The sequence below is a fragment of the Rheinheimera sp. genome (assembly GCF_037442525.1).
Classification (GTDB): domain Bacteria; phylum Pseudomonadota; class Gammaproteobacteria; order Enterobacterales; family Alteromonadaceae; genus Pararheinheimera.
This window is the reverse complement of record NZ_JBBIQD010000001.1, coordinates 683,364-710,060: the sequence shown is the minus strand read 5'-3', so window position 1 is coordinate 710,060 and position 26,697 is coordinate 683,364. Positions and strand designations below refer to the sequence as shown.

The window sequence follows — 26,697 nt, the reverse complement described above, 5'->3', positions numbered from 1 at the left end:
TTAGAGCTGCTGCAATTTAGGCGACCAGTCGGCTTTAAAGCGCCTCGACGCTACCACCTGTTTGCCGTTGGACAGTTGCAGCTGGTAGTCGTTGTTATGTGGCTGCACTTTGTGCACATGGTGCAGGTTGACGATGGAGGAGCGGTGCACCTGCACAAACTGCGGCGGCAGCCGCTGCAATAAGTCTTTCATGGTTTCACGGATAATCAGGTTCTCGCTTAAGGTGTGAATACACATGTAGTTGCCGGCAGCTTCAATCATCAGCACATCCACATCGTCCAGCAATAAGGTAGAGGCGCCGGTTTTAAAGGTCAGCTTTTGCGCCACAGGGGCAGGCACCAGTTGTTGCTGTTTATCCAGTGCGGTTTTGGCATCGAGTAACGTCTGCGCCAGGCGCTGGCGTGACACGGGTTTTAACAGGTAATCAAAAGCAAAATGCTCATACGCAGAAAACGCATAGTTGTCGTAAGCGGTCACCAGAATAATCAGTGGTGCCGCCATAGCGGACGACTTGGACAGTTGCTTCAGCACTTCAATGCCTTTTAAGCCTGGCATCTGAATATCCAGAAAGACTAAATCCAGCTGATGCTGCTGCAAATAGGCCAGGGTGTCGTCGCCGTTATCAAAACTTTGTTCCACCACTATATTTGGGTAAGCCGCCAGTTTGGCTTTCAGGTTGCTGACAGCTAAAGGTTCGTCGTCAGCAATAAGGGTTCTAATCAATTGCATCCAGAGACTCCAGAGGTAACGAGATTTCACCGGTAAAAAGCTGTGCCTGCTGATGAAAGGCCAGGCTGGCTTTAGCGCCAAACAGCAGGCTTAACCGTTCAGCCAGGTTTTGTAAACTGCCGCTGCTGGCCTGACGCGGCCAGCCGGCCGCCAGTTCCGCGCCCGGACCGTTATCCGACAAAGACAGCTTGATAAAATGGTCGGTCAGGCTGACTGTAATGCGAATTTGAGCTTCGCCTTTCATTTCGGACACTGCATATTTAATGGCGTTTTCCGCCAGGGGCTGTAGCAGTAGCGGCGGTATTTTGTAGTTCAGTGCTTTGTCATCCAATTGCCAGCACAGGGTCAGCCGATCGCCAAAACGCACCTGCTGAATGGCCAGATAAGCCGCCAGCGCGTCCAGTTCTTCTTTGAGTGGGATCAGGTGTTCAGTATGGTTTTTCAGCGAGTGGCGTAAAAAGGCTGACAGCTGCAGGATCAGGTTTTCGGCGTCCAGGCCTTTGTGCTGCACTATCAAGGAGTTCAGCGCATTAAGGGTGTTAAACATAAAATGTGGGTTTACCTGGTAGCGCAGCACTTTCAACCGGGTCATCCGGGCTTGCCGTGCCAGCTCCTGCTGGTGGCCAAATTCAAGCCGGTCCAGCACATTGGCTTTGTACACCATAAAAAGCGCGCCCCAGCCGGCTATGGGCATCAGCACCAGATTAAAGGCCAATAAATAATGCAGCGGGCTGATGTTGTTTTCATAGTTCAGCATGGCGTAGTTCATCATCAGGTACTGACGCAGTGGCACCAACGCCATCCAGAGCGGGATCAGCCAACGCAGTAAAATGACAGCCTGCTGCCTCAGGTTATGAGATGCGCGCAGCTCACGTTGTCCGAGCAGGCCTGTGACCACAAAAGCAATACTGCTCAGCAGCAGGTAAATCATCAGGTACGGAAATACAGCGCGGCCATCCAGCGGCACCAACACCGCCAGATGGATAAATTTGACCAGCAGATAACAGAGCCAGTACAGCAGGTGCCAGTACCAAAAACGGCCCAGGGACGGCTGAACAGCGCTCATAGGGCACTCCGCTGCAACGGCAACTGGATCAGTACAGCAAAGCCCTGCTGACCCGCGTCCACCATCAGACGGGCGGTCTGGCCGAAGTGCTGTTTTAACCTGTTGCGGATGTTGCTCAGGCCGACACCGGCACTTTGACCGGCCAGCGCAGTGGCGGCTTCACCGGGGCCGTCGTCCTGTATTTTCAGCCAGAGTTCGTTGTTTTTGCATTCGCCGCTGATGGTGATGGTGGCGCCTTGCTGACGGCTGGCGACGGCGTATTTAATGGCGTTTTCCACCAAAGGCTGCAGCAGCAGTGGAGGGATCAACTGGGCAGTGGCCGCTGGTTCAATTTGCCAGTCTACCCGGAGTTTATTGCCAAAACGGGTTTTCTGCAGCGATAAATAGGCATTAATGGCTGCCAGCTCGTCGGCCAGCTGCACCAGTTGCTCCGGCGAATGGCTCAGTGAATAACGTAAAAAAGACGCCAGCTGTTCCGACATCAGTTCGGCATCGTCGTAACGTTCGGCCTCAATCAGCGCGCAAACCGAATTCAGCGCATTAAAGGTAAAGTGGGGGTTCAGCTGGTGGCGCAGTGCCTGCAGTTCCAGCTGCTGAATTTTCTGGCTGAGGCGGCTGGATTCCTGCAGCCGGAAATTGCGTTGCTGGTGCAGCACATAAGCCAGGTACAGGCTGGTCCAGACAAAAAAAGCCAGAGTGCTGCTGTCAAGGTTACTCAGCAGCAGGCGCAAATCGAAAGTTTCACTTTTCATCGGCAGCAGCCACAGTACATTGTCGAGCGGAATATAGATCAGCGTGGCGGCCACTGCGGCCAGCACAAATTGCCAGACGGAAAAATGCTTCTGCTGAATTTGCTGCTGTGACCACAGCAACACGGCACCAGTTAATACAAAGGCGCCAGCGTCGCTGATAAAGGCCAGCCCCAGATACAGCAGGCTTTCCTTTTTTTGCCAGATCAGATAATCCAGGCCCCAGCTGAACAGGCTAATCACAAAGATCAGCAGCCAGAACCAACTGTGATAACGCATAACGGCGGAAGTGGGCATGGTAAGCACTGCAAAGTCCTGCATCAATAGGTCAGAAGCAGTATAACCAAGCGCTTTTGAAAAGCGATGGCGGCACAACACCACAGGAGGCAAAGATGGGACCAGAGGTGCCGGACTCACAAATAACAATAGGCGTAGCGGCGTGCTTGCGGTATCTTGTTAGGGCATAACGGCCGGGCAGCGATTCCGGCCGTTGTTTTATCCAAAAACAAAGGCAGATTTACCCAAGTAACTTGCAGTTGCGGGGAGGCGGCAAGCCAGTGAGACCCCGGGAGCATAGTAAAGCTATGTGACTGGGGCGAGATGGTGCAGCCAACAAAGCCGCAGCTTCAAGTACGACAGGTATAGACAAGTTGTATTGCCATTTAATGCCGTGGGGAACATGTAAATGAATGAGTTAGTCAATGCCATTAATGGCGTTATCTGGAGCCCAGCCCTGATTTACCTTTGCCTTGGGGCAGGCTTGTTTTTCTCTGTAATGACCCGCTTTGCGCAGCTGCGTCATTTCAAAGAAATGCTGAAACTTCTGCTGAATAATTCCAGTTCAGACAAAGGCATATCGTCTTTTCAGGCTTTAGCCGTTTCGTTATCGGGCCGGGTTGGGGTAGGTAACATTGCCGGTGTGGCTGCGGCCATAGGCTTTGGTGGCCCCGGCGCTGTGTTCTGGATGTGGGTGGTGGCCTTTTTGGGCGCCAGTACGGCTTATGTCGAGTCGACTTTAGGCCAGCTGTACAAAGTGGAACAAAACGGCCAGTACCGTGGTGGCCCGGCCTATTACTTTGAACGTTGCCTGGGCTGGAAGCCTTTGGGTGTGTTGTTTGCCGTGTCCGCCATTATTGGTTGTGGCTTGTTTTTACCTGGCGTGCAGGCCAATGCGGTCGGTGATGCGGCGGTTCGGATCTTCGGTGACGGTGCTATGGTCGATACGGCTTTTGGCCTGGTTGGCACCAATAAACTGATCACGCTGGCGGTGATCCTGATGATCCTGGGTTTTATTATTTTTGGTGGTATTCGCCGTATCGCCAACTTCACCCAAGTCGTGGTGCCATTTATGGCGCTGGGTTACATCATTATGGCGCTGGTGGTGGTGTTTCTGAATCTGGATAAATTACCCGGCGTATTCAGCCTGATCATCAGTGACGCGTTCACCGCTCAGGCCGGTTTAGGTGCTGCTATTGGCTGGGGGGTGAAACGTGGTATTTATTCCAACGAAGCGGGTCAGGGCACTGGCCCTCATGCCGCTGCGGCAGCTGAAGTCGATCACCCGGCGCAACAAGGCCTGGTGCAGGCATTTTCTGTCTATGTGGACACCCTGTTTGTCTGTACTGCCACGGCGCTGATGATCCTGATCACTCAGCAATACAATGTGGCTGGCACCTTAACAGACGGCAGCCTGATAGTGCAGAATGTGGCGGCGAATACGGAGATCAGCTCACCGGCCTTTACCCAACTGGCGCTGCTGCAGGTGTTTGGCGACTTCGGCTCAGTGTTTGTTGGCCTGGCGCTGTTCTTCTTCGCCTTTACCACCATTCTGGCCTATTACTACATCACCGAAACCAATGTGGCTTACTTAAACTCGGTGTTTGGTAACAAGCTGCCGCTGGTGCTGTTTAAACTGGCACTGATGTTTATGGTGGCTTATGGTGCGGTGAACAGTGCAGGCTACATCTGGACCATTGGGGACATTGGTGTGGGCTTGATGGCCTGGATTAACGTGCTGGGTATTTTGCTGATTTTCTTTATGCACAAGCCGACCATTCGTTGCCTGCGTGATTACGAAGCGCAAAAACAGGCCGGTGGCCCTATTCGTTTTGACCCTGTGAAGTTGGGCATTAAAAATGCCACTTTCTGGGAAGAAAAAGCGAAAACGCAACAGGCTCAGTCTGAGCAATAACAAAAAAACCGGAGCTCAGGCTCCGGTTTTTCTATGCACTGGATTAGAGTATGCGGAACTGGCAGCCGCATATTTCGGTGATGGAGAAATTGATGTTAACCACGGAACGTTTAATCATTCGGCCTCTGACGCTGGATGATGCCGCTTTTGCCCTGGCCTTGTATAACGAGCCAAGTTTTTTGCAATACATTGGCGACAAGGGCGTTCGCACCTTGGCGGATGCCCGCAGCAACCTGGAGCAGGGGGCTTTGGCCAGCTACCCGAAATTTGGTTTTGGTATGTACAAAGTGGTGTTGCAGGACGGCACTGCGATTGGGCTTTGTGGCCTGATCCAACGTGATTTTCTGCCGGTGCCGGACTTAGGCTACGCCTATTTTCCGCAGTTTACCGGTCAGGGCTATGCGCTGGAAGCGGCACAGGCTGTTGTGGCCCATGCACGGACTTTACAGCTGACAGAGCTGCAGGCCATTGTGTCGCCACAAAATCTGGCGTCGAAAAAGCTGCTGGAGAAAGTCGGCATGTTGCCGATACCGCCAGTGCTGGTGCCGGATAAAAACGAATGGGTGGACGCTTACCAACTGATACTGTAACTCAGTGTGGCTCAGTGCTGCTGTTGCTGCTTTTTAAACTCTTCATAACTTTGTTGAGCCTGCTGCAGGCACTGAGCTTTCACTTCAGCGGGCAGGCTGTTGCAGTGGGCTCTGGTGTCCCGTTGAGTTCTGTCATACCACCATTCATCTGAGCCACGCTGGCTGTATGCACAACCTGTTTGGGCCAACACCAGCAGCAGAACTAACAATCGCATGATGACTCCTCCGTATTTTTTTCAGTATGCCGCCTAAGTCGCTGAAACTCCAGCTATTCATAGTCTGCTGCTGTCATGAAAAGTTCACTTTAACTTGGGCTTTTTACTTTTATGCTGAAGAAAAACACCGATAGAACATGATGGGGAGAGCTGGGTGCGTTCAGCCCGGGTACGACATTTACTGCCGGAGCTGATCCGGCTGGAAGCCTTGCTGGACAGGGCGCCCGCAGCGGTGACAGCCCAGTGCTGGGCTGAATTTGAATTTGCCGGTCTTACCCTGCCCAGTTATCTGGTGGAGTTAGGGGCGCATGACCCGGCCAAACCGAATTTATTGCTGGTGGGCGGTGTGCATGGTCTGGAGCGTATTGGCAGTGCGGTGCTGATTGCTTTTCTGGAAAGCCTGCTGGCCCGGTTGAACTGGGACCACACCTTAGCCGATACACTCAGTCAGTTGAATCTGTATTTATTACCTATGGTCAATCCTGTGGGCATGGCGCTGAAAACCCGCAGCAACGGCCATGGCGTGGACCTGATGCGCAATGGTCAGGTGCGCTGCGAAGGCAAAGCGGCCTTTCTGGTGGGGGGGCAACTGCTGTCTAACCGCCTGCCCTGGTACCGCGGCAACCCGTTGCAGCCGGAAGCTGAGACTGAAGCTTTGCTGCGGCTGGTGCGGGAAAAGCTGTTTCAGGGGCCTTTCAGTTTAGTGCTGGACTGCCACTCGGGTTTTGGTGTGATGGACAGACTGTGGTTTCCTTACGCCAAAAGCCGCGAGCCTGTGCCACATCTGGCTGAGTTATTCCGGCTGCGCCAGCTGCTGTTTGACAGCTACCCTTATCAGCCCTATCAGTTTGAGCCTCAGTCCCAGCATTACCTGTGTCATGGCGATTTATGGGACCAGCTGTATGACGAATCGCTGCGAAGCTCCACCTTGTTTTTACCCCTGACGCTGGAAATGGGCTCGTGGAACTGGGTGCGGAAAAATCCCTGGCAACTGCTGGATCTCTTGGGCATGTTTCATCCGGTCAAACCGCATCGGGTGAAACGGGTGCTGCGTACCCATCTGACCCTGCTGCATTTTCTGATCTCTGCCACAGCGTCGCAACAACAATGGCGGCAAAGTCTGTATCCGCGTATGCATCGCCAGCAGGCGCTGGAGCTCTGGTATGGCCGCTGAGGTTGTGTTGTTAGTGCGTGGACTGGTGCGCGAAAAGCGTCACTGGCTGAATTTTCCTTCGCAAGCGGCGCAGCAACTGAATGTACCTGTACTGACCCTGGATGTACCGGGCTGTGGCGCACTCTGCCAGCAGCCAAGTCCACTCAGTATTGGGCAGATGCGCCAACAGTTGCAGCAGCAGTTTGTCCTGCAATTTCCACAGCACCGGCACGCCCGGTTGCATCTGTGTGCTATTTCGATGGGCGGTATGCTGGCGCTGGACTGGGCTGTGGCCGCGCCAGCACAGGTGGCGTCTTTGGTGCTGATGAACAGCAGCAGTGCGCTGAGCCCGTTTTGGCAACGGCTGCGGCCGGCACAGTATTTTACTTTGCTGCGCAGCATGCTCAGTCGCCAGCCAGAACAACGGGAAGCGCTGATTTGGCAATTAACCAGCAACCAGCCATTGCAGCCTGAGGTGATTCAACAGTGGGTGCAGATAGCCCGTGAAAACCCGGTATCCGCTGCCAATGCGGCGCGTCAGCTTTGGGCGGCCGCGAGATTCAGGCCCATTGCTAAACCCCAGTGCCCGGTGTTAGTGCTGGTAAGCCAGGCCGACCGGCTGGTGGACTGGCGGTGCAGTGAGCGGTTGGCGAACTGGCTGGGTGCAGAAGTGCAGCTGCACAGTGCTGCCGGGCACGACCTTCCGTTAGATGATGCGGCCTGGTTGCTGGCGCAGTTAAAGCTGTTTTATTCGAAGGTTAAATGCGGTTTACCTGCTATATAGTTGCGGCGAAAGTGCTGAAAATACAGCGCCAGGTCCTGGCTGGCCAGGGTATCGCCCGCCAGCTTTAACACCTCTACCGCCACTTCAGCTGTGCACAGCTGATGCTCATGGGCCGCTTCGCGCAGCTGATAACTGGACGCCTGCTCCGGCTGAATGCCCAGCACCGGAAAGCCGTCCAGATAAGGGCTGCTTCTGAACATCTTTTTGGCTTCGCGCCAGGTGCCGTCCAGCATCACAAAAAGTGGAATTTTATCGCCGGTATCCACTGCTGAAATGCAGCGCTCTGGAGCGGCATATTGCTGCGGAAACACAATAATGGGCTGATAGCAGGGCTGTTTGAGCAGCGCCAACAGCGCTGGATCCGGCTGGGTACGGTCCCAGACAAACGCAAAGTTGCGCTCGGCTATGTCGGCAATCAGCCGGCCCGTATTGCTCGGTTTATAAGCTTCGCCTGTGTACATCAGAAACAAAAAAGCCGAGCGGGCAGAGGCTGAAGGTTTAAGCGCACAGATACAATCGGGCACCGGCAATAAACACTGTTCACAGCGCACGACTTTGCTGCCGCGGGCGCGGAAGATCCGGGTGGTTTTTTGCAGTTCACGCGCACGCAGCGCCAGCACAGAATTAATATGGGTCACAACAGGCTCCGGTTCAGGCGGCGCATTGTACGCAAGCGTCTTCCACTTGGCTATTTGAATTCATCCGGGTACAGCTGACAAAAACGTTGGGACTGCGGGTAAGGGAAAATGTCTTCGACCACACCGTCACGAATGGCCTGCTGTTTCTGTTGCCAGTAGCGGGCGTCGGCCAGTTCCGGGTGCTGCTCGAGCAACATCTGGCGAATATCCGGCTGCGCTGTGACATAAGTGGTGATTTGCTCCACAAACACATCCCCCGGTGCCACGGAATACCAAGGGTCGTTGCTGAGCATATCGTCGTAATTGTCCGTGTGCGGAATGGTGCGGAAATTCACATCCAGCAGGTACTGCACTTCGTCAAAGTCGTAAAACACCACCCGGCCATGCCGGGTTACCCCAAAGTTTTTCAGCAGCATGTCGCCGGGGAAAATATTGGCGGCAATCATGTCTTTCAGCGCCTGACCATAATCGTCCATCGCATGGCGTTTCAATGCAGGGCTCGCCTGCTCCAGGTAAATATTCAGCGGGATCATCCGCCGTTCAATATACAGATGGCGGATGATCACCAGGCCATCTTCAATCCGCATCGAGCTGCCTATGCTGTCCTTAAGTTCCTGCAGCAGCTCCGGGCTAAAGCGGCTGAGTGGCAGGGCCACGTCGGAGAACTCCATGGTGTCGGCCATCCGGCCGACTCTGTCATGTTTTTTCACCAGTAAATAACGGGCTTTGACGGTGGCACGGTCAAATTGTTTGGTTTCGGCAAAACGGTCGCGGATCACCTTAAACACATAAGGAAAAGACGGCAGGGTAAACACCATCATCACCATACCGCGAATACCTGGCGCGGCCACAAAGGGATCGTTGGACTTGGTCAGATGTTGCAACAGTTCGCGGTAGAACTCGGTTTTGCCCTGTTTATGCAACCCCACAGATGAATACAGCTCTGCCAGCGTTTTGTGCGGCAGCAGTTCACGTAAGAAATGCACCAAGGCTGAAGGCACCGTCATCTCCACCATAAAATAGGCGCGTGAGAAGCCAAAAATAATACTCATCTGCTGCGCGTCGGTGATCAGGCTGTCTACGTAAATGCCATCATGGCCCTGATGCAGCAGTGGAATAATAAAAGGCTGCTGACCATCCGGTGTGACCACCCGGCCCACTATGTAGGCGGCTTTATTACGGAAGAACAGCGATTTTAGAATATCAAAACGCACCAGTTGGACCGGGTGGCGGCCATGGCTGGACTGCTCGGTAAAAGTGCGTACCAACAAGCGGATATCGCGTTCGGGATCAACAAAAGGCACGTCCAGTTTAAAACTGGCCATAATGGCGCGGATGCTTTGTTTCAGGCCATACTGCGACGGAAAATAACTTTCATACACAGAGGCGACCGGTGCTGGCAATTGCTGTTTGTTTAAGCTGGACTCCACAAAAATATTCTGGTTATGAAAATACTTACGTTCATACAAACGGCAGAACACTGAGTTGTAAAAGGTTTCAGCCAGCTCGGCCTGAGGATGAAACATCAGGTAATACTGGTAATGCTGGCGCACCTGCTGCCACAGTACTTCATCCAGTTGTGCGGCTGGCAATAAATGTTGCAGTTGGGTCAGGGTCTCACTGACCCGGCTGTCGTAATAGGAAATACGCTCAGAATTATCCTGCTGCAGGCCTTGCCAGTTCTGGTAGCTGAAACGGTTTTTCGACTGAGCGGTAATACGCTGGAACAAGACAAAATGACGGCGAAAACCTTTCAAAATTAAATCAGCGATGTCTTTAGCCTGCAACATCAGGGCTGCTCCTGCAAATAGCCAAAATCGGCCGGTACAAACCAGTACCTGGGGTTTTGATAGTCGGTGTCGGGGCTGAGTAACGGGTTTTTCAGCAGCAGCCAGCGGCTGGCGGCCTGTTGGCTCAGCGGAAACATTTGGCGGGTCAGTTCACTTTGTTGCATATGAGCCAGCAGTTCGCCGTCATCGATCATGGCTTCCAGCCCTTGTTCTATCCACTGCGCCAGTGCTTCATGCTGCTTTTGAGTGAAAAAGTACACGGTAAAAGGGTAATGCAGCATTAGATCCGGGTAACGCACTAAGTTCGGGTACAGGCTATGGCGTAGCTGCAGTTCGACCAGACCTTCGTGCAAACCCCGTGGAAAGTAGTCGCAGCGCCCGGCATTGATTTGCTTAAAAATATTTTCATAGACCGGAGCCTCCAGCACCTTTAACCCGGCCGTACGCATAATGCTGACGTCGGGCCAGTAGGCTCCCTGGCAGGCGGTCAGGCGTTGCAGGCCCTGCAGGCTGTGAATAGTGTCAAATAATGCCTGCTTGTCTTTATGCAGAGTCATCTTGCGAAAGCCCATCAGGCCACGTTCAAGCGGAATACGGATAGCACGGAATTGGTGTTCTTTTTCCTGGTCGGTGCCTACCCAGAACACATCCAACACTTCACCTTTGGCGAGCTCACGCAAGGCGCGCCCTTGTTCCATCTGGTAGCTGGCGACCAGCCTGGGGACAGGGCGGCCATTGGCTGCTTTGCGCAGTGCCTTGTCCAGCAGGCTGACATAGTACTGATGGTTGATATCGTATTCGGAGCGGGGTTTAGGGATCAGCAGCTGTGGCTGTTCCTGCGCATGCAAAGCCAGGCTCAGATACAGAACTGACAAAATGCCCCACTTCATGCTGTAGCCTCTGGATTTTCTTGCCAGTCTAACCTTAAGCCGCAGGGGCGAAAAGAGCTGGCGGCAAATTCAGGGCATTCGTATTCAGCTTGCAGTTTGTTGGATGGCGGGCCAGCATAAAAATCAAAAACAACAGGGGGCAGAAAGATGTTCAGATGGATGATGGTTGCAGTTTTTATGGCAGCAACGGCTGTGCAGGGGGCAGAGGTGCCTCTGCCGCAGGTCAGCAGTGGCACTTTGGAGCGGGTCAGCCATTTCAGTTCTGTCCAGGTGCCAGCCCGGACTGTGGATATCTGGCTGCCGCCTGGGTATCCAAAAGCCGCGCCTTATGCCGTGCTTTATATGCACGATGGCCAGATGCTGTTTGATGCCAATACCACCTGGAATAAGCAGGAGTGGCAGGTGGATGAAGTGGCTTCGGCTTTACAGACGCAAGGCAAAGTACGGCCTTTTATTGTGGTGGCTGTGCATAACGGTGAACAAAACCGCCATGCTGAATATTTTCCGCAGCAGCCTTTTGCAGCGCTGACCCAGGCTCAGCAAGAGTCGCTGTACCAGACTGAGCGCAGCCCCGGTGTCAAACTCTTCAGTCAGCCGGTGTATTCGGACCAGTACCTGAAGTTTCTGGTGACAGAGCTGAAACCTTATATCGACAAAAATTACCGGGTGGCCACAGATGCACAGTCGACTGCGCTGATGGGTTCCAGTATGGGCGGGCTGATCTCCATGTATGGCCTGCTGCAGTACCCTCATGTGTTTGGCTCCGCCGCCTGTCTGTCCACCCACTGGCCCGGCGCTTTCAGTCAGGACCAGAACCCGGTGCCTGCACAGTTTCAGGCCTATCTGCGCCAAAAACTACCGGCGCCCGGCAAAGTGCGGTTGTATTTTGATTATGGTGACCAGACGCTGGATGCCTGGTATCCGCCGTTGCAGCAAAAAATTGACGCGATCATGCAGCACAAAGGCTACAGCGAAACTCAGTGGCAGAGCCGGTTTTTTCCAGGGGCGGCTCATACCGAATCGGCCTGGGCAGCCCGGTTGGATCAGCCGTTGTTGTTTTTATTTGGACGGGCGACCCTCTGAGCTTTGGCCCTTGCCGCTGATGCTGATTGACTCGACTTCGCTGCCGGTTTCGTGTTCAACGCATCACCAGGGCGAACAAAGGTTAATTCCGAACTGTTCACAGGCTTGAACTGCAGGGTTTGGTTTTGGTAAAAAATCCGTTAAATTAGCAGGGAAGCTAATTGAATCATAAGGATAAGTGATGGACCAAACTATGTTTTTTGACAGCCAGTTGCTGGTACCTCTGGTGCTGGTGTTTGCGGTGCTGATTATTATTGGCAAAGCCATAGTGATACTGCCGCAGAATATGGCTTATATCATTGAACGTCTGGGTAAATACCACGAAACTCAGACGGCTGGCCTGCAGTTTATTATTCCTTTTATCGACCGTATTGCCTACCGGGTGTCGCTGAAAGAAAACGCCATCGACATTCCCAGCCAGTCAGCTATTACCAAAGACAATATCAGCCTGACCATTGACGGTGTGCTTTATATCAAGGTGATGGAGCCGTACAAAGCTTCGTATGGCATTGATAACTATGTGTATGCGGTGATCCAGCTGGCGCAGACCTCGATGCGCTCTGAAATTGGTAAGCTGGACCTGGATAAAACCTTTGAAGAGCGTGACAGCTTAAACGCCAAAATTATTGACGCCATCAACCAGGCATCCGCCGCCTGGGGTGTGCAGGTGATGCGTTACGAAATTAAAGACATTAACCCACCCAGTTCAGTGCTGGACGCGATGGAAAAACAGATGCGTGCTGAGCGGGAAAAACGCGCGGCTATTCTGGATTCTGAAGGCAAGCGTCAGGCGGCTATCAACCTGGCCGAAGGGGAAAAGCAGGCCACAGTGCTGGCGGCCGAAGCTGAGCGGGAACAGCAGGTATTAAAAGCCGAAGGCGAAGCCCGTTCTATCGAGCTGGTGGCCGAAGCCAAAGCCAAAGCGCTGACCATGATAGGTCAGGCTGCAGCAACCACTGAAGGCCAGGCGGCAGTGCAACTGGATTTAGCCACCGAAGCCATAGCGGCGAAAAAAGCCATAGCCCGTGAATCCACAGTGGTGCTGATGGATAACGACAAGTCCTCGGCAGGCCATACTGTGGCTGAAGCTTTGGGGGTTGTGGCGGCTATTCAGCAATCCGGTACCTTAACTAAATAAGGAGATCAATCGATGGATTTATTCTCCGCTTTGTTGATTTTGGGCCTGGTTTGTCTGGCGTTATTGCCTTTTGCGGTGCCGGGTTTGCTGGAAGTGCTGCTGTCGCTGGCGGTTTCCGCCTTGTTGGTGGCTGGGGCTTTGTATATCGGCTGGTTGCCGGACGAGCTTTGGCTCAGCCTGCTGTCGCTGGCTGTGCTTGCTGTGGTGACAGCTTTGGTGCTGTGGAAACCGCTACGGCGTTTACAGCACACTGGGGAACGGCTGCAGGAAGACAAAGGCATTTCTGATTTTGTCGGCACCCAACTGGTGCTGGCAGGCCACACCAGTAAAACCCAGGCCAGTGAACTGCTGTTTAGCGGTGTGCACTGGCAGGTAAAACTGGACCCAGACAGCTGTGACGCTGAGCTTGTCGCTGGCGAGCAGGTGGTTATTAGTTCGGCTCAGGTCGGGCTGTTGTTGGTAAAAAAAATCAATGGTTAAGGCTGGTCTTTGCTGGCGGGGGAACCCCCGCCACTGCAATACTTTTTGATTGATGAATTTTTTTGAACACCCTGTGCAGAATTTCCCGCTTTTTTCTGGTCTGTAAATCCGTACACTGCCCTTATCCCGTAACCCAAGCCTCTGACCACAGACGAGCGGACAACTCAGGCCGTTTGGTTAAGCTGCAGTCTGACACCGGAGTAGTGAGATGAAACAACAACGCGTCTGGACAGGCCTGATGGCCCTGACTGCAACCCTGATGCTGGCGGCAGGCCTGAGTGGTTGCTCTGCTAAAGCCACGGGGTTAAGCCCTTCGGTCTGGCAGCAACAACTGAATTTACCTTCGGTGCAGAAGGCCGAACAGCTGGCTTTGGCAGTGACAGAGCAAGTGGAAGAAACCGAATTTCACTGGTTTGACGAAAGCCGGCAGCGTGCAGTGCCTGCGCTGCTGTTTAGCCCTAAACAAACTGGATTCAGCTCACAACTGCCAGCAGGCAAAGCCGCTTTGTTGGTGTTTTCGCACGGTTTAGGTGGCTCGAAAGAACGTTATGCCTATTTAGGCCAGTATTGGGCCAGCCAGGGCTATTACAGTTTGCACCTGCAACATGAAGGCAGCGACCGCAAAGTCTGGCAAGGCAGCCGTTTGTTATTGCCTTTCAGGTTAATGGATGCGGCCGATGAAGCTGAAGCTCTGGCCCGGGTACAGGATGTGCGTTTTGCGCTGGACCAGTTTTTAGCCTCTGATGCCGCTCAAGGCGTGGATCACAACCAAATTCTGATGGCGGGGCATTCATATGGTGCCAACACCTCCATGTTGCTCTCTGGTGCTCAGGTCGAACAGCAGGGCCGGTTGGTCAGCTTAAAAGACCCACGCATTAAGGCCGCTATTCTGATTTCAGCCCCACCTTTTTATAACGACCAGCCACTTGCTCAGGTGCTGGCTGATGTCACCATTCCGACTTTGCATATCACCACCACAGAAGATGAAATAAAAGTGCCGGGTTATTATTCATCGCCACAGGACCGGCTGGAGCTGTTTTATGCCATGGCGAGCCCTTACAAAGTGATGGCTGTATTTAACGGTGGCAGCCACAATGTGTTTTCCGGCTGGCGCCGTAACGACGAAACCGCCCACCAGAATAAAGTGATTAAAGCCGCTACTCAGGCCTTATCCGCCGCATTTATCGAGCAGGTGGTCAAAGGTGACGGCAGCGCATTAAAGCAGTGGGAGCAGCAGCACAAAGCTGTGCTGGCCGACTTTATCCGTAGCGATATGCTGGCACTGCGCTGATTAAAGTGAACTGTAGCGAAGTTGCGGTTTTATATTTGATGTTACTAATTTACTTATGCTAGCTTCAGAGCAATTTTTCGGCTGCCAGATTCTTTGTGATGCGCTGTTTTCCTGTTGTTTTTAGTCTGTTTCTTTGCAGTCAAAGCCTGCTTGCTTTGGCTGCAACAGATGACTTTATTGCGCTGCGTGAGCAGTTAAAACAAGCGAGGCAACAGGGCGATTTAACCAACGCCGATGCGCTTGCCCGCGACTATCTGCGGCTGGCCACTCAGGCGAAGGACCCGTTGCAACTGGGCCTGGCGCATTTTCAGCAGGGCCGAAACGCGATGGAGCGCAACAATTACCAGGTGGCCAAGCCTGAACTGGAGCAGGCAGTTGCTCTGTTGCAGCCTTTAGGGCAAAGCAAGGCGCTGGCGGATGCACTCGACAGATTAGGCATGACTTACCGCTACCAGAGTGACTATGCCAGTGCGCTGAACTATCTGTACCAGGCCATGCAGATCTATCGTGACCTGGAAGATTTAGAATCCATCGCGTCTGGCTACAACAATATAGGCACTGTGTTGGAGAAAATGGGGCAGTTTGAAGAAGCGTTGCACGCCCACCAACAAAGCCTGGAGCTGAGTTATCAGCTGAAAGACAGTGAAAGCATTGCCAGTACCATTTTTAACCTTGCCGATTTACACCGCAGCCTGGGCGACAATGACCAGGCGTTAACGTATTTCCTGCAGGCACTGGAAATGGATATTGCCAGTGGTAATAAACGCAATATCGCTTACAGCCATAACAAGCTGGGCTTTTTGTACAGCGGGCTGAAGGAATTCGACAAAGCCCATTTTCATGCCAACCAGGCGTTGGCGTTGTTTCAGCAGATTGGCGCGAAACGCGATACTGATTGGGCCCGAACCGGGCTGGCCAAGCTGGCGATGGAACAGGGCGACTATGCCGGTGCTCAGCAACTGCTGGATGCTGTGATAAAACGGGCGTTGCAGCACAGCTACAAAAGTTTGCTGATAGACACTTATAAGATGGCGGCGGAGCTGTCATTGCGACAAGACAAGGTGCAGGCGGCTCTCGCTTATATTGAGCCTGGTATTGCGCTGGCGCGGCAAACTCAGGAGCGTGCCGATGAAGCCCAGTTGCAGCAAATGCGGGTGGACGCCTATATTCGGCAGGACGCAGTGCGTGAAGCATTAAATGCACTGCAATCGCAAAAGCAATTGGAAGACGAGATATTCAGCAATAAAAAAGCGGCCACTATAGCGGCCATTCAGGCTCAGACCGAATACACCCGCCAGCAGTACCAAATTTCGTTGCTGCAAAACGAACAAATTCTGCAGCAGGCCAGGCTGGAGCAGAGCCGGCTGACCCGCAATTTCTGGATCTTCGGGTTGGTGGCGGTATTTGTATTGATGATTTCTTTGTACCGCCGTTATCTGCAAAGCCAACAAAACCGCAGTCTGGAACAGGAAGTAAAAGCCCGTACCATCGAACTGGAGCAAAAAAATGTCGAGTTGCAGCAGGCTTATCAGCAGTTAGAAGTGATTAGCCTGACCGACAAATTGACCGGGCTCCACAACAGGCATTTTCTGGAGAGCCATATCGAAACCGAACTGGAACAGTGCCGACGGCGCTGGCAGGACTGGCAGAGTGGCAAAACCACTCAACCAGAGCGCGCTGAGCTCGCCGTATTTTTAATTGATTTAGACCACTTTAAAGCACTGAACGACAGTTATGGCCACCAGGCGGGTGACGAGGTATTGCAACACTTCAGCCTGAAACTGCAGCAGGTATTTCGCCAGTCCGATTACCTGGTACGTTGGGGCGGCGAAGAGTTTGTGGTGATTGCCCGCAGTATTAACAGAGCAGAAGCCGCTCCTTTGGCACAACGACTGGTTGAAACTGTGCAGCAAGAGTTGTTTCCGCTGAGCGAGGCGCCGCCAGTTGCTGTCAGTTGCTCTGTCGGCTATGCCTGTTATCCATTGCCACTTGGTGAATCCCCTTTGCACTGGGAACACCTGCTGAAACTGGCGGATCTTTGCCTCTATGCTGCTAAATACAGTGGCCGCAATGGCTGGGTTGGGCTGGAAGCTATTCATACTGAGGCTGAATTGGCGCCCGGAGTGATCACTCCAGGCCAGCTGCAGCTATGGCATAGCAAGGGGCAATTGCAGCTGCAGCATAGTTTTGCGCAGTTAAACTGGCAGAGTTGACAGGGAATAAACCGGTTAATGCGGGTATAAGGTGCCATTTTGCTTTATACGCAGGGTCCATTGCTCTGCCATCTTCAGCGCTTGGGCAATATCCTCTGAACTAAGTTGTGTTTGCAGATTCTGCTGGTGGTGGTCGTACCAGCTTCCAATCAACAGGGTATAAAACTGTGTTCGCTGTGGCACTGTAACGCCCAGGCAAAACTTATAATTCTCCTGTAGTTTGTGCAGCAAGCTGCCGTCAGCCTGGTTGTCGATAATACACATAGATTCAGGGAGGTAACCACCAACTGGTATCTATTGGTGCTGTGCCTGCAGGCAATGCCGTATTGTTCAGAAAAATCATGGTTCTGTTGTTTAAGTTGGCCTTTTTCAGCATGTCGGCATAATAACTGTCAAACAAAGCGCGATAAGAGCCGTCCTCTGTGGCCTTTGCCAAACCTTTTTCCAGCACAGCAGCCAGATCGGGCCTGTGCTTACTGACAAAAAAATACACAGGGTGCTGATAAAACAGCATGATATTGTCAGCAATGATCAGGTCGTCTGAATGCAAGGCTAACTCGCCCCATACCTCATTGACACCTCTGGAAAAGTAGTCAAACCGGCCATGTTTCAGCATTTCAAACAGGGCTTCATAATTGGTAGAGCTCACTACTCTTAAACCATTCGCCTTAAAGACGCCAAAGTCACTCCAATGAGGGTTGTGTCCGGCCACATAGGGTTTAAGCTGTTTCAGTGTTGTTATAGTTTTAAACTTTTCATTGTTTTCCGGTGTGATTAACAGCAGCCTGAGTCCAAGCAGGCCGCGGTAAATGGGGACTTTAATCGGGATCATAGTGCGCTCACGCTCTGCAGAGGTGGAAATAAACAGCATATCCAGCTCTCCATTCACCACCATCTTTTCTACCCGGCCTTCCGTTAAAACCTCAGGTGATTGCACAGCTTCAATACGATAAGGAGCGCCGTTTTTTTCAAGCACCAGCTCCAGTAGTTTTAAGGCAAAACCATGACGGGGTTGTAAATGATAATGACGGATATGGATCACCTCTTCGGCTCTGAACTCTGCGGGAAACAGCATTAGCACACAGAGGATCAAACCACTGACCATAAATGACATGGCAAAACCAATTTGAAGAGAAACCAGCATTAAGAATAGATGCAGCTTATTGATTTACAAGGGGAGAAGCAGCCCGAAATGACTCAGTACATCAGGTTGCCAGTCAGCTTTTTCTTTGGGCCGCATCTGGGTGGAAGTCGAAAACAGCGCTGTCGTGTCCGGCCGGATCTTAAGAGGAATAATGGACTGGTGGAGCAGGTCAAGACTGATACCCCCAGCAAGCACCACGAACAGGCCAGGATCTTTATTTATTCAGTTTTCCTTTCAATATGCCCCAAATCCATCGCGGCGATTAAATAGCCGTACTCTTTGTCGCTTAGCTGACCGGCCTGATGCAGCTGTCTGGCAAGTTCGTGCGACCAGCTTTTGCCTGCAGGCGCCGCGGGCAGAGTACGGTTGATGTCCAGCAGGTGCTGTTCTGAGACTGTATGGCCTTGTTTGGTGGCCTCTGTCGCGCAATAACTCAGAATATATTCCACTGCATAGTTATCGACACTGGGCTGCCCGCTGTATTCCGTGTGACAGGCGGTTTTATGCTCGCCGCCTGGCGTAATGTAGTTTAACTGGCCTGTGGTGCAGCCAGATAATGCACCGAATGCAAGCAACAGAACTATGATTTGAAAAAGCTTCACTTACACTCCAGCGTTTTAACCAGCAGGGATTCTATTCGGTTGTTTTACCTTGGATCTCAAAGGGTTTCAATCGGTAATAAAATGTGATTTTGAATGGCAGTCTGCCGACAAAGCAGGCAGGACGCCTGCTTTAACAGCCGAAGGCTGGCCCGAAGGGGAATTGGCAGGAGCCAATTCTAAAAACGACCCGGTTCGGCTCGCCTCAACTGGAGATGGGCTGCAGTAGTTGGATTTGCCTGGAGCAAGACTTTGGATTGTTTCAGACTATCCAACGCGAGGAAAGGTAAAGTACTGAGCAAGGGGATTGCGGGGTTTCGATAAGCCAACCATTTGGTTTTGTCGCAGCAAGAACGCCCTTTGCTCTGCAAAGGGCCGGACACCGAACAACACGCTTCGCTGCCCTTTACGGATATCCACGGCGGGTCTGCGTAAGCAGTCCCTTTTCCGCTGTAACCAAACCAACTACTGGGGTGACAGGCTGGGCCTTAAATTACGGCCAAAATAAAAAAAGCGGGTTAAAACCCGCCTCTACATAGGGAGTTGCCTTAGGCTACACCTGCAAATAATCCAGAATACCTTCGGCGGCTTTGCGGCCTTGAGCTATGGCGGTAACCACTAAGTCGGAGCCGCGCACCATATCGCCACCGGCGAAGATTTTTTGCTGGTTGGTTTGCAGCGGGTACGAGCTGGTTTCACTGGCCACCACACGGCCTTTTTCATCCAAGGCTACACCCATATCCTTCAGCCACTGCGGTGGGCTTGGCTGGAAGCCGAAGGCGACAATCACGGCGTCGGCGGCCAACACTTGCTCTGAACCCGGCACCACTTCGGCGTTGCGGCGGCCTTTGGCGTCCGGTGCACCCATTTGGGTGGTGACCACTTTCACACCAATGGTGTTGCCGTTTTCGTCTACTTCAATGCCCAGAGGTTGCAGGTTAAACAGAAACTCCACCCCTTCTTCGCGGGCGTTTTGCACTTCGCGGCGTGAACCCGGCATATTGGCTTCGTCACGGCGGTAGGCACAAATCACCTGGCTGGCACCTTGGCGAATCGAGGTACGTACGCAGTCCATGGCTGTATCGCCACCACCTAATACCACTACTTTTTTGCCGGCCATATCAACAAATGGGTGCTCTGTCTGCCAGCCCATCAGGTTGTTAATATTGCCAATCAAAAACGGCAGTGCTTCATACACCCCAGGTGCGTCTTCATTCACCAGGCCACCTTGCATTGGGGTATAGGTGCCCAGTGCTAAAAACACCGCGTCATACTCTGCCAATAAGCTGTCAAAGCTGACATCCACGCCCACATTGGTGTTCAGACGAAACTCAATGCCCATCTCGGTAAAGATTTCGCGGCGTAGTTTCAGTACATCTTTTTCCAGCTTAAATGGCGGAATACCAAAGGTCAGCAGGCCACCAATTTCCGGGTAACGGTCAAATACCACTGGAGTAACGCCGTTACGGATCAGTACGTCAGCACAGGCGAGACCTGCCGGGCCTGCACCTATCACCGCCACCCGTTTGTCGGTTTTGACCACGGCGGATAAGTCCGGCCGCCAGCCCATCTGAAAGGCTTTGTCAGTGATGTACTTTTCAATAGAGCCTATAGTCACAGCACCAAAACCTTCATTCAGGGTACAGGCGCCTTCACATAAACGGTCTTGTGGGCAAACCCGGCCGCACACTTCCGGCAGGCTGTTGGTTTTATGCGACAACTCAGCCGCTTCAATAATTTTGCCGTCGTTGGCCAGCTTCAGCCACTGCGGAATGTAATTATGCACCGGGCATTTCCATTCGCAGTAAGGGTTACCACAGTCCAGACAACGGTCGGCCTGACCTGCGGCCTGGGTTTCTGTCATTGGCTGATAAATTTCAACGAATTCAATAGTGCGCTCGCGGTGCGAACGCTTTGGCGGGTCAACCCGCTTGACATCGATAAACTGGTATACGTTTTGTGCCATGATGAGTGCTCCTTACATCGCCTGCACCCGCAACTCGTCAGACGAGCGCGCACGGTGACCCAGCAAGGTGTTTACATCGCTGGTTTTTGGTTTCACCAGCTTGAATTTAGGTAAATAGTGACTGAACTCAGTGAGGATGCGGTGCGCTTTCTCACTGCCTGTGGCTTCGACGTGCTGGTGCAGCAGGCTGCGCAGGTGTTCCTGCAAAATCGGCATGCTGACATCCAGGGTTTCCACCAGTTCAGGGTTTACCCTCAGACACAAATCGTCCTGTTCATCTAATAAATACGCAAAACCACCTGTCATACCGGCGCCAAAGTTCACGCCGGTTTGACCCAATACCAATACCACGCCGCCTGTCATGTATTCACAGCAGTTGTCGCCTGTGCCTTCCACCACGGCAATAGCACCGGAGTTACGCACGCCAAAACGTTCACCGGCGCGGCCTGCCAAATACAAGCGGCCGCCTGTGGCGCCATACAAACAGGTGTTACCGGCAATGGTGGCATCGTCTTTGGAATAGCTGACGCCTTTGGGCGGGTAAATCGCCAGTTGGCCACCAGTCATGCCTTTGCCGACATAGTCGTTTGCATCGCCTTGCAGGGACAAATGCACACCACCGGCGTTCCAGACACCAAAGCTTTGGCCGGCAGTGCCGTTAAACTGCACCTGGATTGGGTCGGTCGCCATGCCCTGATTGCCATGATGACGGGCAATTAAACCCGACAACGCAGCACCGACAGAGCGGTCCGTATTACGGATGGCCAGGTTTAAGCGGCCACCTGTTTTATGCAACACCATGTCTTTGCAGCGCTCAACCAACAACTGGTTCAACGCACCCGGGTCGAATGGCGTATTGTTCTGCACACAGTAGAGCGGTTTGCTTGAGCGCACGCCGGAAGACTGCAGAATAGGGCTTAAATCCAGTTTCAGCTGTTTCTGGGTTTGCCCTTCACGCACGGACAATAAATCAGTGCGGCCAATCAGGTCGGTCAGTTGGGTCACGCCCAGCTCAGCCATCAGCTCGCGCACTTCCTGCGATAAGAACCTAAAGTAGTTCATCACCATTTCCGGCAAGCCGTTAAAGTGGTCGCGGCGCAAGGTCGCATCCTGAGTCGCGACGCCTGTGGCACAGTTATTCAGGTGGCAAATGCGCAGGAACTTACAGCCTAAAGCCACCATAGGGCCTGTGCCAAAACCAAAGCTTTCCGCGCCTAAAATGGCGGCTTTCACCACATCCAGGCCGGTTTTCAGACCACCGTCCACCTGCAGTCGTACCCGGTCACGCAGGCCGTTGTCGACTAAGGCCTGATGCACCTCCGCCAAACCGAGTTCCCAGGGCGAACCGGCGTATTTAACAGAGGTGAGCGGGCTGGCGCCTGTGCCGCCGTCGTAGCCAGACACTGTAATTAAATCGGCATAAGCTTTGGCCACACCAGTGGCAATAGTGCCCACACCAGGTTCAGACACCAGCTTCACCGACACTAAAGCGTCCGGGTTCACCTGTTTTAAATCGAAAATCAGCTGGGCTAAATCTTCAATGGAATAAATATCATGGTGGGGCGGCGGCGAAATCAGCGTCACACCCGGCACTGAATAACGCAGCCGGGCAATTTCGGCTGTCACTTTTTCACCGGGCAACTGGCCACCTTCACCTGGCTTGGCACCTTGCGCCACTTTGATCTGAATGACTTCAGCATTGACCAGATAATGGGGGGTGACACCAAAACGGCCAGAAGCAACCTGTTTGATTTTGCTGTTTTTCTCAGTACCAAAGCGGCGTGGGTCTTCACCACCTTCACCTGAGTTAGAGCGCCCGCCCAGGCGGTTCATCGCGATAGCCAGGGCTTCATGCGCTTCCGGGCTTAAGGCACCAATCGACATGGCCGCACTGTCAAAACGCGGGTACATCTGTTCTGGCGCTTCCACTTGTTCCACTGCAACAGGGGTAACTCCGGTTTTATTCAGCTCAAACAAATCACGCAGATGCGCCACAGGGCGCTGATTCACAAAGTCGGAATAGACTTTGTAATCGGCGTATTTACCGGAGCGCACGGCTTTTTGCAGGCTTTGCACCACATCCGGGTTATAGGCGTGGTATTCGCCGTCGTGCACATATTTCAGTAAACCACCGTGGGTCAGTGGTTTGCGTTTCAGCCAGGCGCTGTTGGCACGGTTCTGTAAATCCTGCTGGAAGTCAGCGAAATCGGCCCCCTGAATACGGGATGGCATATCCGGGAAGCACAGCTGCATCACGTTTTTATTGATACCGACCGCTTCAAACAGGTTAGAACAGCGGTAGCTGGCCACAGTCGAAATCCCCATTTTCGACATAATTTTGTACAGACCTTTATTGATACCTTTGCGGTAATTCAATACCGCCTGACGTGCGGTTAAGGCCAGGCTGCCTTTTTCCACCAGCTGTTCAATGGTCTCGTACACCATAAAGGGGTAAATACCGGTCGCGCCTAACCCGACCAGCACGGCAAAGTGGTGCGGGTCACGGGCGGACGCTGTTTCGATAATAATGTTGGAGTCACAGCGCAGCTGGTTATCCACCAGCGCGTGATGCACTGCACCTACCGCCATTGCCGCCGGAATAGGAATTAAGCCCTGAGCAATACGCCGATCGGTCAGAATCACCAGTACAACTTTGTCGTCGCGCACCACACGCACTGCTTCATGACAAATACGGCGGGTAGCCTGTTCCAGGCTTTCTTCGCTGGGGTCAAAGTTCAGCGAAATAATATGGTGTTTGTAGTATTTTTCGTCGGCAGTTTTCAGCTGTTTTAAATCGCTGTACATCATCACAGGCGACTCAAACTGAATACGGCGTGCATAACCTGCTGTTTCACTGAACACATTGTGCTCACGGCCTATACTGGTTGCCAGCGACATCACATGAGCTTCGCGCAGCGGATCTATAGGCGGGTTGGTCACCTGCGCAAACTGTTGGCGGAAATAATCGTAAAAGGTGCGGGTTTTTTGCGACAGCACGGCCATTGGCGTGTCATCGCCCATAGAGCCCACAGCTTCCTGACCGTCTTTGGCCAGAACACTGATCACCTGCTCAATTTCTTCATAGCTGTAGTTAAACAGCTTGTGGTACACCAGCATTTCATCGTCGCTGAACACACGTTTGCCAATCAGGTCGCTGTCAAACTGCTCGTAGGGTACCAGGCGCTGCACATTAGCGGTCAGCCATTTACGGTACGGATGGCGGTGCATCAGGTCGGCGTCGATTTCTTCGGAGCGCCAGATTTTGCCTGTTGACGTGTCCACTGCCAGCATCTCGCCCGGGCCAACACGGCCTTTTTCCTGCACTTCATCTGGTGTGTAGTCCCAAATGCCAACTTCAGAAGCCAGCGTGATCAGTTTATCTTTGGTAATGACAAAACGGGCCGGACGCAGGCCGTTGCGGTCCAGGTTACAGGCCACATGTTTTCCGTTGGTCATCACGATACCGGCCGGGCCGTCCCATGGTTCCATATGCATGGAGTTAAATTCGTAGAAGGCTTTGAGGTTATCGTCCATCACCTTATTGCCTTGCCAGGCCGGTGGTACCAGCAAACGCATAGCGCGGAACAAGTCCATGCCGCCGGCCAGCAGCAGTTCCAGCATATTGTCTAACGAGCTGGAGTCAGAGCCGCTTTGGCTGACAAAAGGTGCGGCTGTCTGTAAGTCCGGCAGCAGTGGTGAGGCAAATTTATATTGGCGGGCCCGGGCCCACTGCCGGTTACCGGTAATGGTATTGATTTCACCATTATGTGCCAGAAAACGGAATGGCTGTGCCAAGGCCCAGCGTGGCATGGTGTTGGTGGAGAAACGCTGGTGGAACACACAAATCGAGGTTTCCATCCGCACGTCGGCCAGATCCAGATAAAAACGCGGCAAATCAGCCGGCATCATCAGACCTTTAAATACGGTCACCAATGAAGAAAAACTGGGGATATAAAAGTCTTTGTCGTCGGTCAATTGTTTTTCGATACGACGGCGCACCATATAAAGGCGGCGTTCTAAGTCGTGATCGCCCCAGCCAGGCTGGGCGCTGACAAAGACTTGCTTGATTTGTGGCATGGAGTCAAGGGCCAGCTCACCTAACACCGATGCATCAACCGGCATCTCACGCCAGCCGACTAAGGTCAGGGTTTCACGGGTAATTTCCTGCTCAATAATGGCCCGTGCCAGTTCGGCTTTAACCGGGTCCTGGCTGAAGAAAATAATACCCACCCCATATTTAGTGCCTAAACTCCAGCCTTGTTCGTCCGCAATAGCACGGAAAAAGCTGTCTGGCTTTTGCATTAACAGGCCACAACCATCACCTGTTTTCCCATCCGCTGAAATTCCACCTCTGTGCTGCATCCGGTCTAAGCCGCTGATCGCAGTCCTCACAATACGGTGGCTGGCGACGCCTTCTAAATGGGCGATCAGACCAAAGCCACAGTTCTCTCTCGCCTGACTGTGGTGATACAACGCCATGACCCTTCCTCCAACCTGTCCAAAAGTAAATATAAATTTATAAATAGTGAATTATTATTCTTATGTGTGGCGTTTTTATCACTGAAAGAAAACAACATTTATGCTTTCATGCAGTTTGCTGACCTTTGGGCTGCATTTTTATGCCGTTTAGACGTCTATCCATAAAAATGCCTTTTAGGTATACCGAGATTTCCTGCAAATTGCAAGACAGATTTGCCGCACTGCCCAGGCCATTAGACCGCAGGATCGACAAAGGGTTTTTGTAATTTAATTACATGAAATTTAGTTTTTTTGGCCGGAATTGCCAGAAAAGACAGAAAAAAGGCCGGTAAGACCGGCCTTTTTTGTAACTGAAAAGATATTTTTTATGCGGAACTTATGCGACGTAACCTGAAGCCACACCTTTCACCGTGACTGCGACAGCATCATGGGCATGAAGAGATTCATAGTGATTCACCCTCAACCAGAAATCATCAAATTCGGTCAGGGTGTTCAGTGTCTGTTTTAAACGACGGGCTGCATCTTCACAGAACATCAGGTTCTGTCCGTTTAAGCGGGCAAATTCCTGTTCATCAGCGCGTTTAACTGCAGCCTGAACCGGTGTCTGCAATGCATCTTCAATGGCATCAATCAGCGCAATGACCGGGAAGTCGGTCACTCTGTGGTTCAGTTTCACTTTGACTTCGGCCACAGAGCGTTGGCTGTGAGGGGTTGCCACAATACCCTGAGTGGTACCCAGCCAGTCTTTGACCAGTTCCATACTGACTTCTTTATGGCCAGCAAACTTGGTGACAAAAGCTTCCTGAATCAGCTGACGGGCCAAAGCGGCTGAGCAGGGGCAGGTCGATGAATAAGGCACATTAACCTTTAGCTCCACTGATACTTTGCCGTCTTTGCGCTGACCAACAATAGTGACAGGATAAGCTTTCCAGCCTTGTTTTTCAGTGATTAAGGCTTTTCGGCGCAGATGCAGGTCAAAGTCGAACTTCACAAACGCATGAGTGCTCAGCTCTTCATGGCTGCTGATAAAATCGCTCAGCAACTGGCTTAAGGTGTGAAAACTCAGACTGGATTCATTGGACAACTGATCCAATAACAGATAAAGCCGTGACATATGAATGCCTTTGGCTTTTGGATCCTTCAGGTTCACAAAAGCTTCTACTTTGCTGCTGACCTGACGTGGTGCTTCGCCGGCGACGGCGAACATCAGGGGCAGTTCAATCTGGCTCATCCCAACCCAATCCAGTGTACTTTCGTAACTGGCAGAGGCATGGTTGGCTACGTCTGGCATTATGCTCGGCATGAAAACTCCAATGTCCGTTTTTATACAACCCTGTGCTATACGGGCTGCCTTAAAAATTGGCGCACTTTATACCATATTTTTCTGTATGGGCCTGTATAAAACTTGTGCGGCCTAGGCTGATTTTTTTCGAATGGCTTAAACGAAAAAAACGAATACCTGAGTATTTTGCTCAGTTATTCGCTAGATTGGGCTCGCCAGTACTGAAT

General features: G+C 52.4%; 22 protein-coding genes. 9 read left to right on the top strand and 13 right to left on the bottom strand.

Annotation, left to right across the window (positions count from 1 at the left end; all coding sequences use genetic code 11):
• From WKJ03_RS03295 to WKJ03_RS03285, 3 genes are read right to left on the bottom strand one after another with little or no spacing between them, the layout of a single operon-like run.
• Nucleotides 1-729: a LytTR family DNA-binding domain-containing protein gene (locus tag WKJ03_RS03295; RefSeq protein ID WP_337840726.1), complete on the bottom strand. Its 729-nt coding sequence runs from the start codon at nt 727-729 to the stop codon at nt 1-3.
• Nucleotides 716-1,795, bottom strand: coding sequence for a histidine kinase (locus WKJ03_RS03290; protein WP_337840725.1), 1,080 nt, complete (start codon nt 1,793-1,795; stop codon nt 716-718). The genes WKJ03_RS03295 and WKJ03_RS03290 overlap by 14 nt, the downstream gene beginning before the upstream one ends.
• On the bottom strand, nt 1,792-2,841 hold the full coding sequence (locus WKJ03_RS03285) for a histidine kinase (protein ID WP_337840724.1): 1,050 nt from the start codon (nt 2,839-2,841) through the stop codon (nt 1,792-1,794). The genes WKJ03_RS03290 and WKJ03_RS03285 overlap by 4 nt, the downstream gene beginning before the upstream one ends.
• Before the next feature lie 388 nt (nt 2,842-3,229).
• On the opposite strand from WKJ03_RS03285, the gene WKJ03_RS03280 reads away from it, so the two are divergent.
• Together WKJ03_RS03280 and WKJ03_RS03275 are read left to right on the top strand one after the other, a co-directional pair.
• On the top strand, nt 3,230-4,735 hold the full coding sequence (locus tag WKJ03_RS03280) for an alanine/glycine:cation symporter family protein (protein WP_337840723.1): 1,506 nt from the start codon (nt 3,230-3,232) through the stop codon (nt 4,733-4,735).
• Nucleotides 4,736-4,785: 50 nt separating this feature from the next.
• On the top strand, nt 4,786-5,325 hold the full coding sequence (locus WKJ03_RS03275; RefSeq protein ID WP_337840722.1) for a GNAT family N-acetyltransferase: 540 nt from the start codon (nt 4,786-4,788) through the stop codon (nt 5,323-5,325).
• Nucleotides 5,326-5,336: 11 nt separating this feature from the next.
• Here WKJ03_RS03275 and WKJ03_RS03270 read toward each other — a convergent pair whose 3' ends face one another.
• Nucleotides 5,337-5,540, bottom strand: coding sequence for a hypothetical protein (locus WKJ03_RS03270; RefSeq protein ID WP_337840721.1), 204 nt, complete (start codon nt 5,538-5,540; stop codon nt 5,337-5,339).
• Between the two features lie 154 nt (nt 5,541-5,694).
• On the opposite strand from WKJ03_RS03270, the gene WKJ03_RS03265 reads away from it, so the two are divergent.
• Together WKJ03_RS03265 and WKJ03_RS03260 are read left to right on the top strand one after the other, a co-directional pair.
• Nucleotides 5,695-6,714, top strand: coding sequence for a DUF2817 domain-containing protein (locus WKJ03_RS03265; RefSeq protein WP_337840720.1), 1,020 nt, complete (start codon nt 5,695-5,697; stop codon nt 6,712-6,714).
• A complete protein-coding gene (locus WKJ03_RS03260; RefSeq protein ID WP_337840719.1) occupies nt 6,704-7,477 on the top strand; it encodes an alpha/beta hydrolase in 774 nt (257 codons plus the stop codon). The genes WKJ03_RS03265 and WKJ03_RS03260 overlap by 11 nt, the downstream gene beginning before the upstream one ends.
• Here the strand turns inward: WKJ03_RS03260 and WKJ03_RS03255 are convergent.
• From WKJ03_RS03255 to WKJ03_RS03245, 3 genes are read right to left on the bottom strand one after another with little or no spacing between them, the layout of a single operon-like run.
• A complete protein-coding gene (locus WKJ03_RS03255) occupies nt 7,441-8,115 on the bottom strand; it encodes a tRNA-uridine aminocarboxypropyltransferase (RefSeq protein ID WP_337840718.1) in 675 nt (224 codons plus the stop codon). The genes WKJ03_RS03260 and WKJ03_RS03255 overlap by 37 nt on opposite strands.
• Nucleotides 8,116-8,165: 50 nt before the next feature.
• Entirely contained in the window at nt 8,166-9,905 is a 1,740-nt protein-coding gene (gene aceK / locus WKJ03_RS03250) for a bifunctional isocitrate dehydrogenase kinase/phosphatase (RefSeq protein ID WP_337840717.1), read from the bottom strand.
• The gene (locus WKJ03_RS03245; protein ID WP_337840716.1) at nt 9,905-10,795 is read right to left on the bottom strand and encodes a hypothetical protein; all 891 of its coding nucleotides are present in this window, start codon (nt 10,793-10,795) and stop codon (nt 9,905-9,907) included. The genes aceK and WKJ03_RS03245 overlap by 1 nt, the downstream gene beginning before the upstream one ends.
• A gap of 147 nt (nt 10,796-10,942) precedes the next feature.
• On the opposite strand from WKJ03_RS03245, the gene WKJ03_RS03240 reads away from it, so the two are divergent.
• The 5 genes from WKJ03_RS03240 (at nt 10,943) to WKJ03_RS03220 (ending at nt 17,000) form a co-directional block, all read left to right on the top strand.
• Nucleotides 10,943-11,878 (top strand): alpha/beta fold hydrolase, encoded by a 936-nt coding sequence (locus WKJ03_RS03240; RefSeq protein ID WP_337840715.1) that lies wholly within the window; start codon nt 10,943-10,945, stop codon nt 11,876-11,878.
• A 181-nt stretch (nt 11,879-12,059) separates the two neighbouring features.
• On the top strand, nt 12,060-13,016 hold the full coding sequence (locus WKJ03_RS03235) for a stomatin-like protein (RefSeq protein WP_337840714.1): 957 nt from the start codon (nt 12,060-12,062) through the stop codon (nt 13,014-13,016).
• Nucleotides 13,017-13,028: 12 nt separating this feature from the next.
• On the top strand, nt 13,029-13,496 hold the full coding sequence (locus tag WKJ03_RS03230) for a hypothetical protein (RefSeq protein ID WP_337840713.1): 468 nt from the start codon (nt 13,029-13,031) through the stop codon (nt 13,494-13,496).
• Nucleotides 13,497-13,704: 208 nt separating this feature from the next.
• Nucleotides 13,705-14,787: an acetylhydrolase gene (locus WKJ03_RS03225; protein WP_337840712.1), complete on the top strand. Its 1,083-nt coding sequence runs from the start codon at nt 13,705-13,707 to the stop codon at nt 14,785-14,787.
• A gap of 155 nt (nt 14,788-14,942) precedes the next feature.
• Nucleotides 14,943-17,000 carry a tetratricopeptide repeat-containing diguanylate cyclase gene (locus WKJ03_RS03220; RefSeq protein WP_337840711.1) on the top strand — a complete coding sequence of 686 codons (2,058 nt, stop codon included), beginning with the start codon at nt 14,943-14,945 and terminating at the stop codon, nt 16,998-17,000.
• A 15-nt stretch (nt 17,001-17,015) separates the two neighbouring features.
• Here the strand turns inward: WKJ03_RS03220 and WKJ03_RS03215 are convergent, their stop codons facing one another.
• From WKJ03_RS03215 to folE2, 6 genes are all read right to left on the bottom strand, one after another.
• The gene (locus WKJ03_RS03215) at nt 17,016-17,264 is read right to left on the bottom strand and encodes a hypothetical protein (RefSeq protein ID WP_337840710.1); all 249 of its coding nucleotides are present in this window, start codon (nt 17,262-17,264) and stop codon (nt 17,016-17,018) included.
• Nucleotides 17,265-17,268: 4 nt separating this feature from the next.
• A complete protein-coding gene (locus WKJ03_RS03210) occupies nt 17,269-18,144 on the bottom strand; it encodes a transporter substrate-binding domain-containing protein (protein ID WP_337840709.1) in 876 nt (291 codons plus the stop codon).
• Nucleotides 18,145-18,362: 218 nt separating this feature from the next.
• The gene (locus WKJ03_RS03205) at nt 18,363-18,746 is read right to left on the bottom strand and encodes a hypothetical protein (protein WP_337840708.1); all 384 of its coding nucleotides are present in this window, start codon (nt 18,744-18,746) and stop codon (nt 18,363-18,365) included.
• Between the two features lie 550 nt (nt 18,747-19,296).
• Nucleotides 19,297-20,709: an FAD-dependent oxidoreductase gene (locus WKJ03_RS03200; protein ID WP_337840707.1), complete on the bottom strand. Its 1,413-nt coding sequence runs from the start codon at nt 20,707-20,709 to the stop codon at nt 19,297-19,299.
• Nucleotides 20,710-20,721: 12 nt separating this feature from the next.
• On the bottom strand, nt 20,722-25,188 hold the full coding sequence (gltB, locus tag WKJ03_RS03195) for a glutamate synthase large subunit (RefSeq protein WP_337840706.1): 4,467 nt from the start codon (nt 25,186-25,188) through the stop codon (nt 20,722-20,724).
• 376 nt (nt 25,189-25,564) lie between these two features.
• Entirely contained in the window at nt 25,565-26,491 is a 927-nt protein-coding gene (gene folE2, locus WKJ03_RS03190; protein WP_337840705.1) for a GTP cyclohydrolase FolE2, read from the bottom strand.
• Nucleotides 26,492-26,697: the final 206 nt, after the last annotated feature.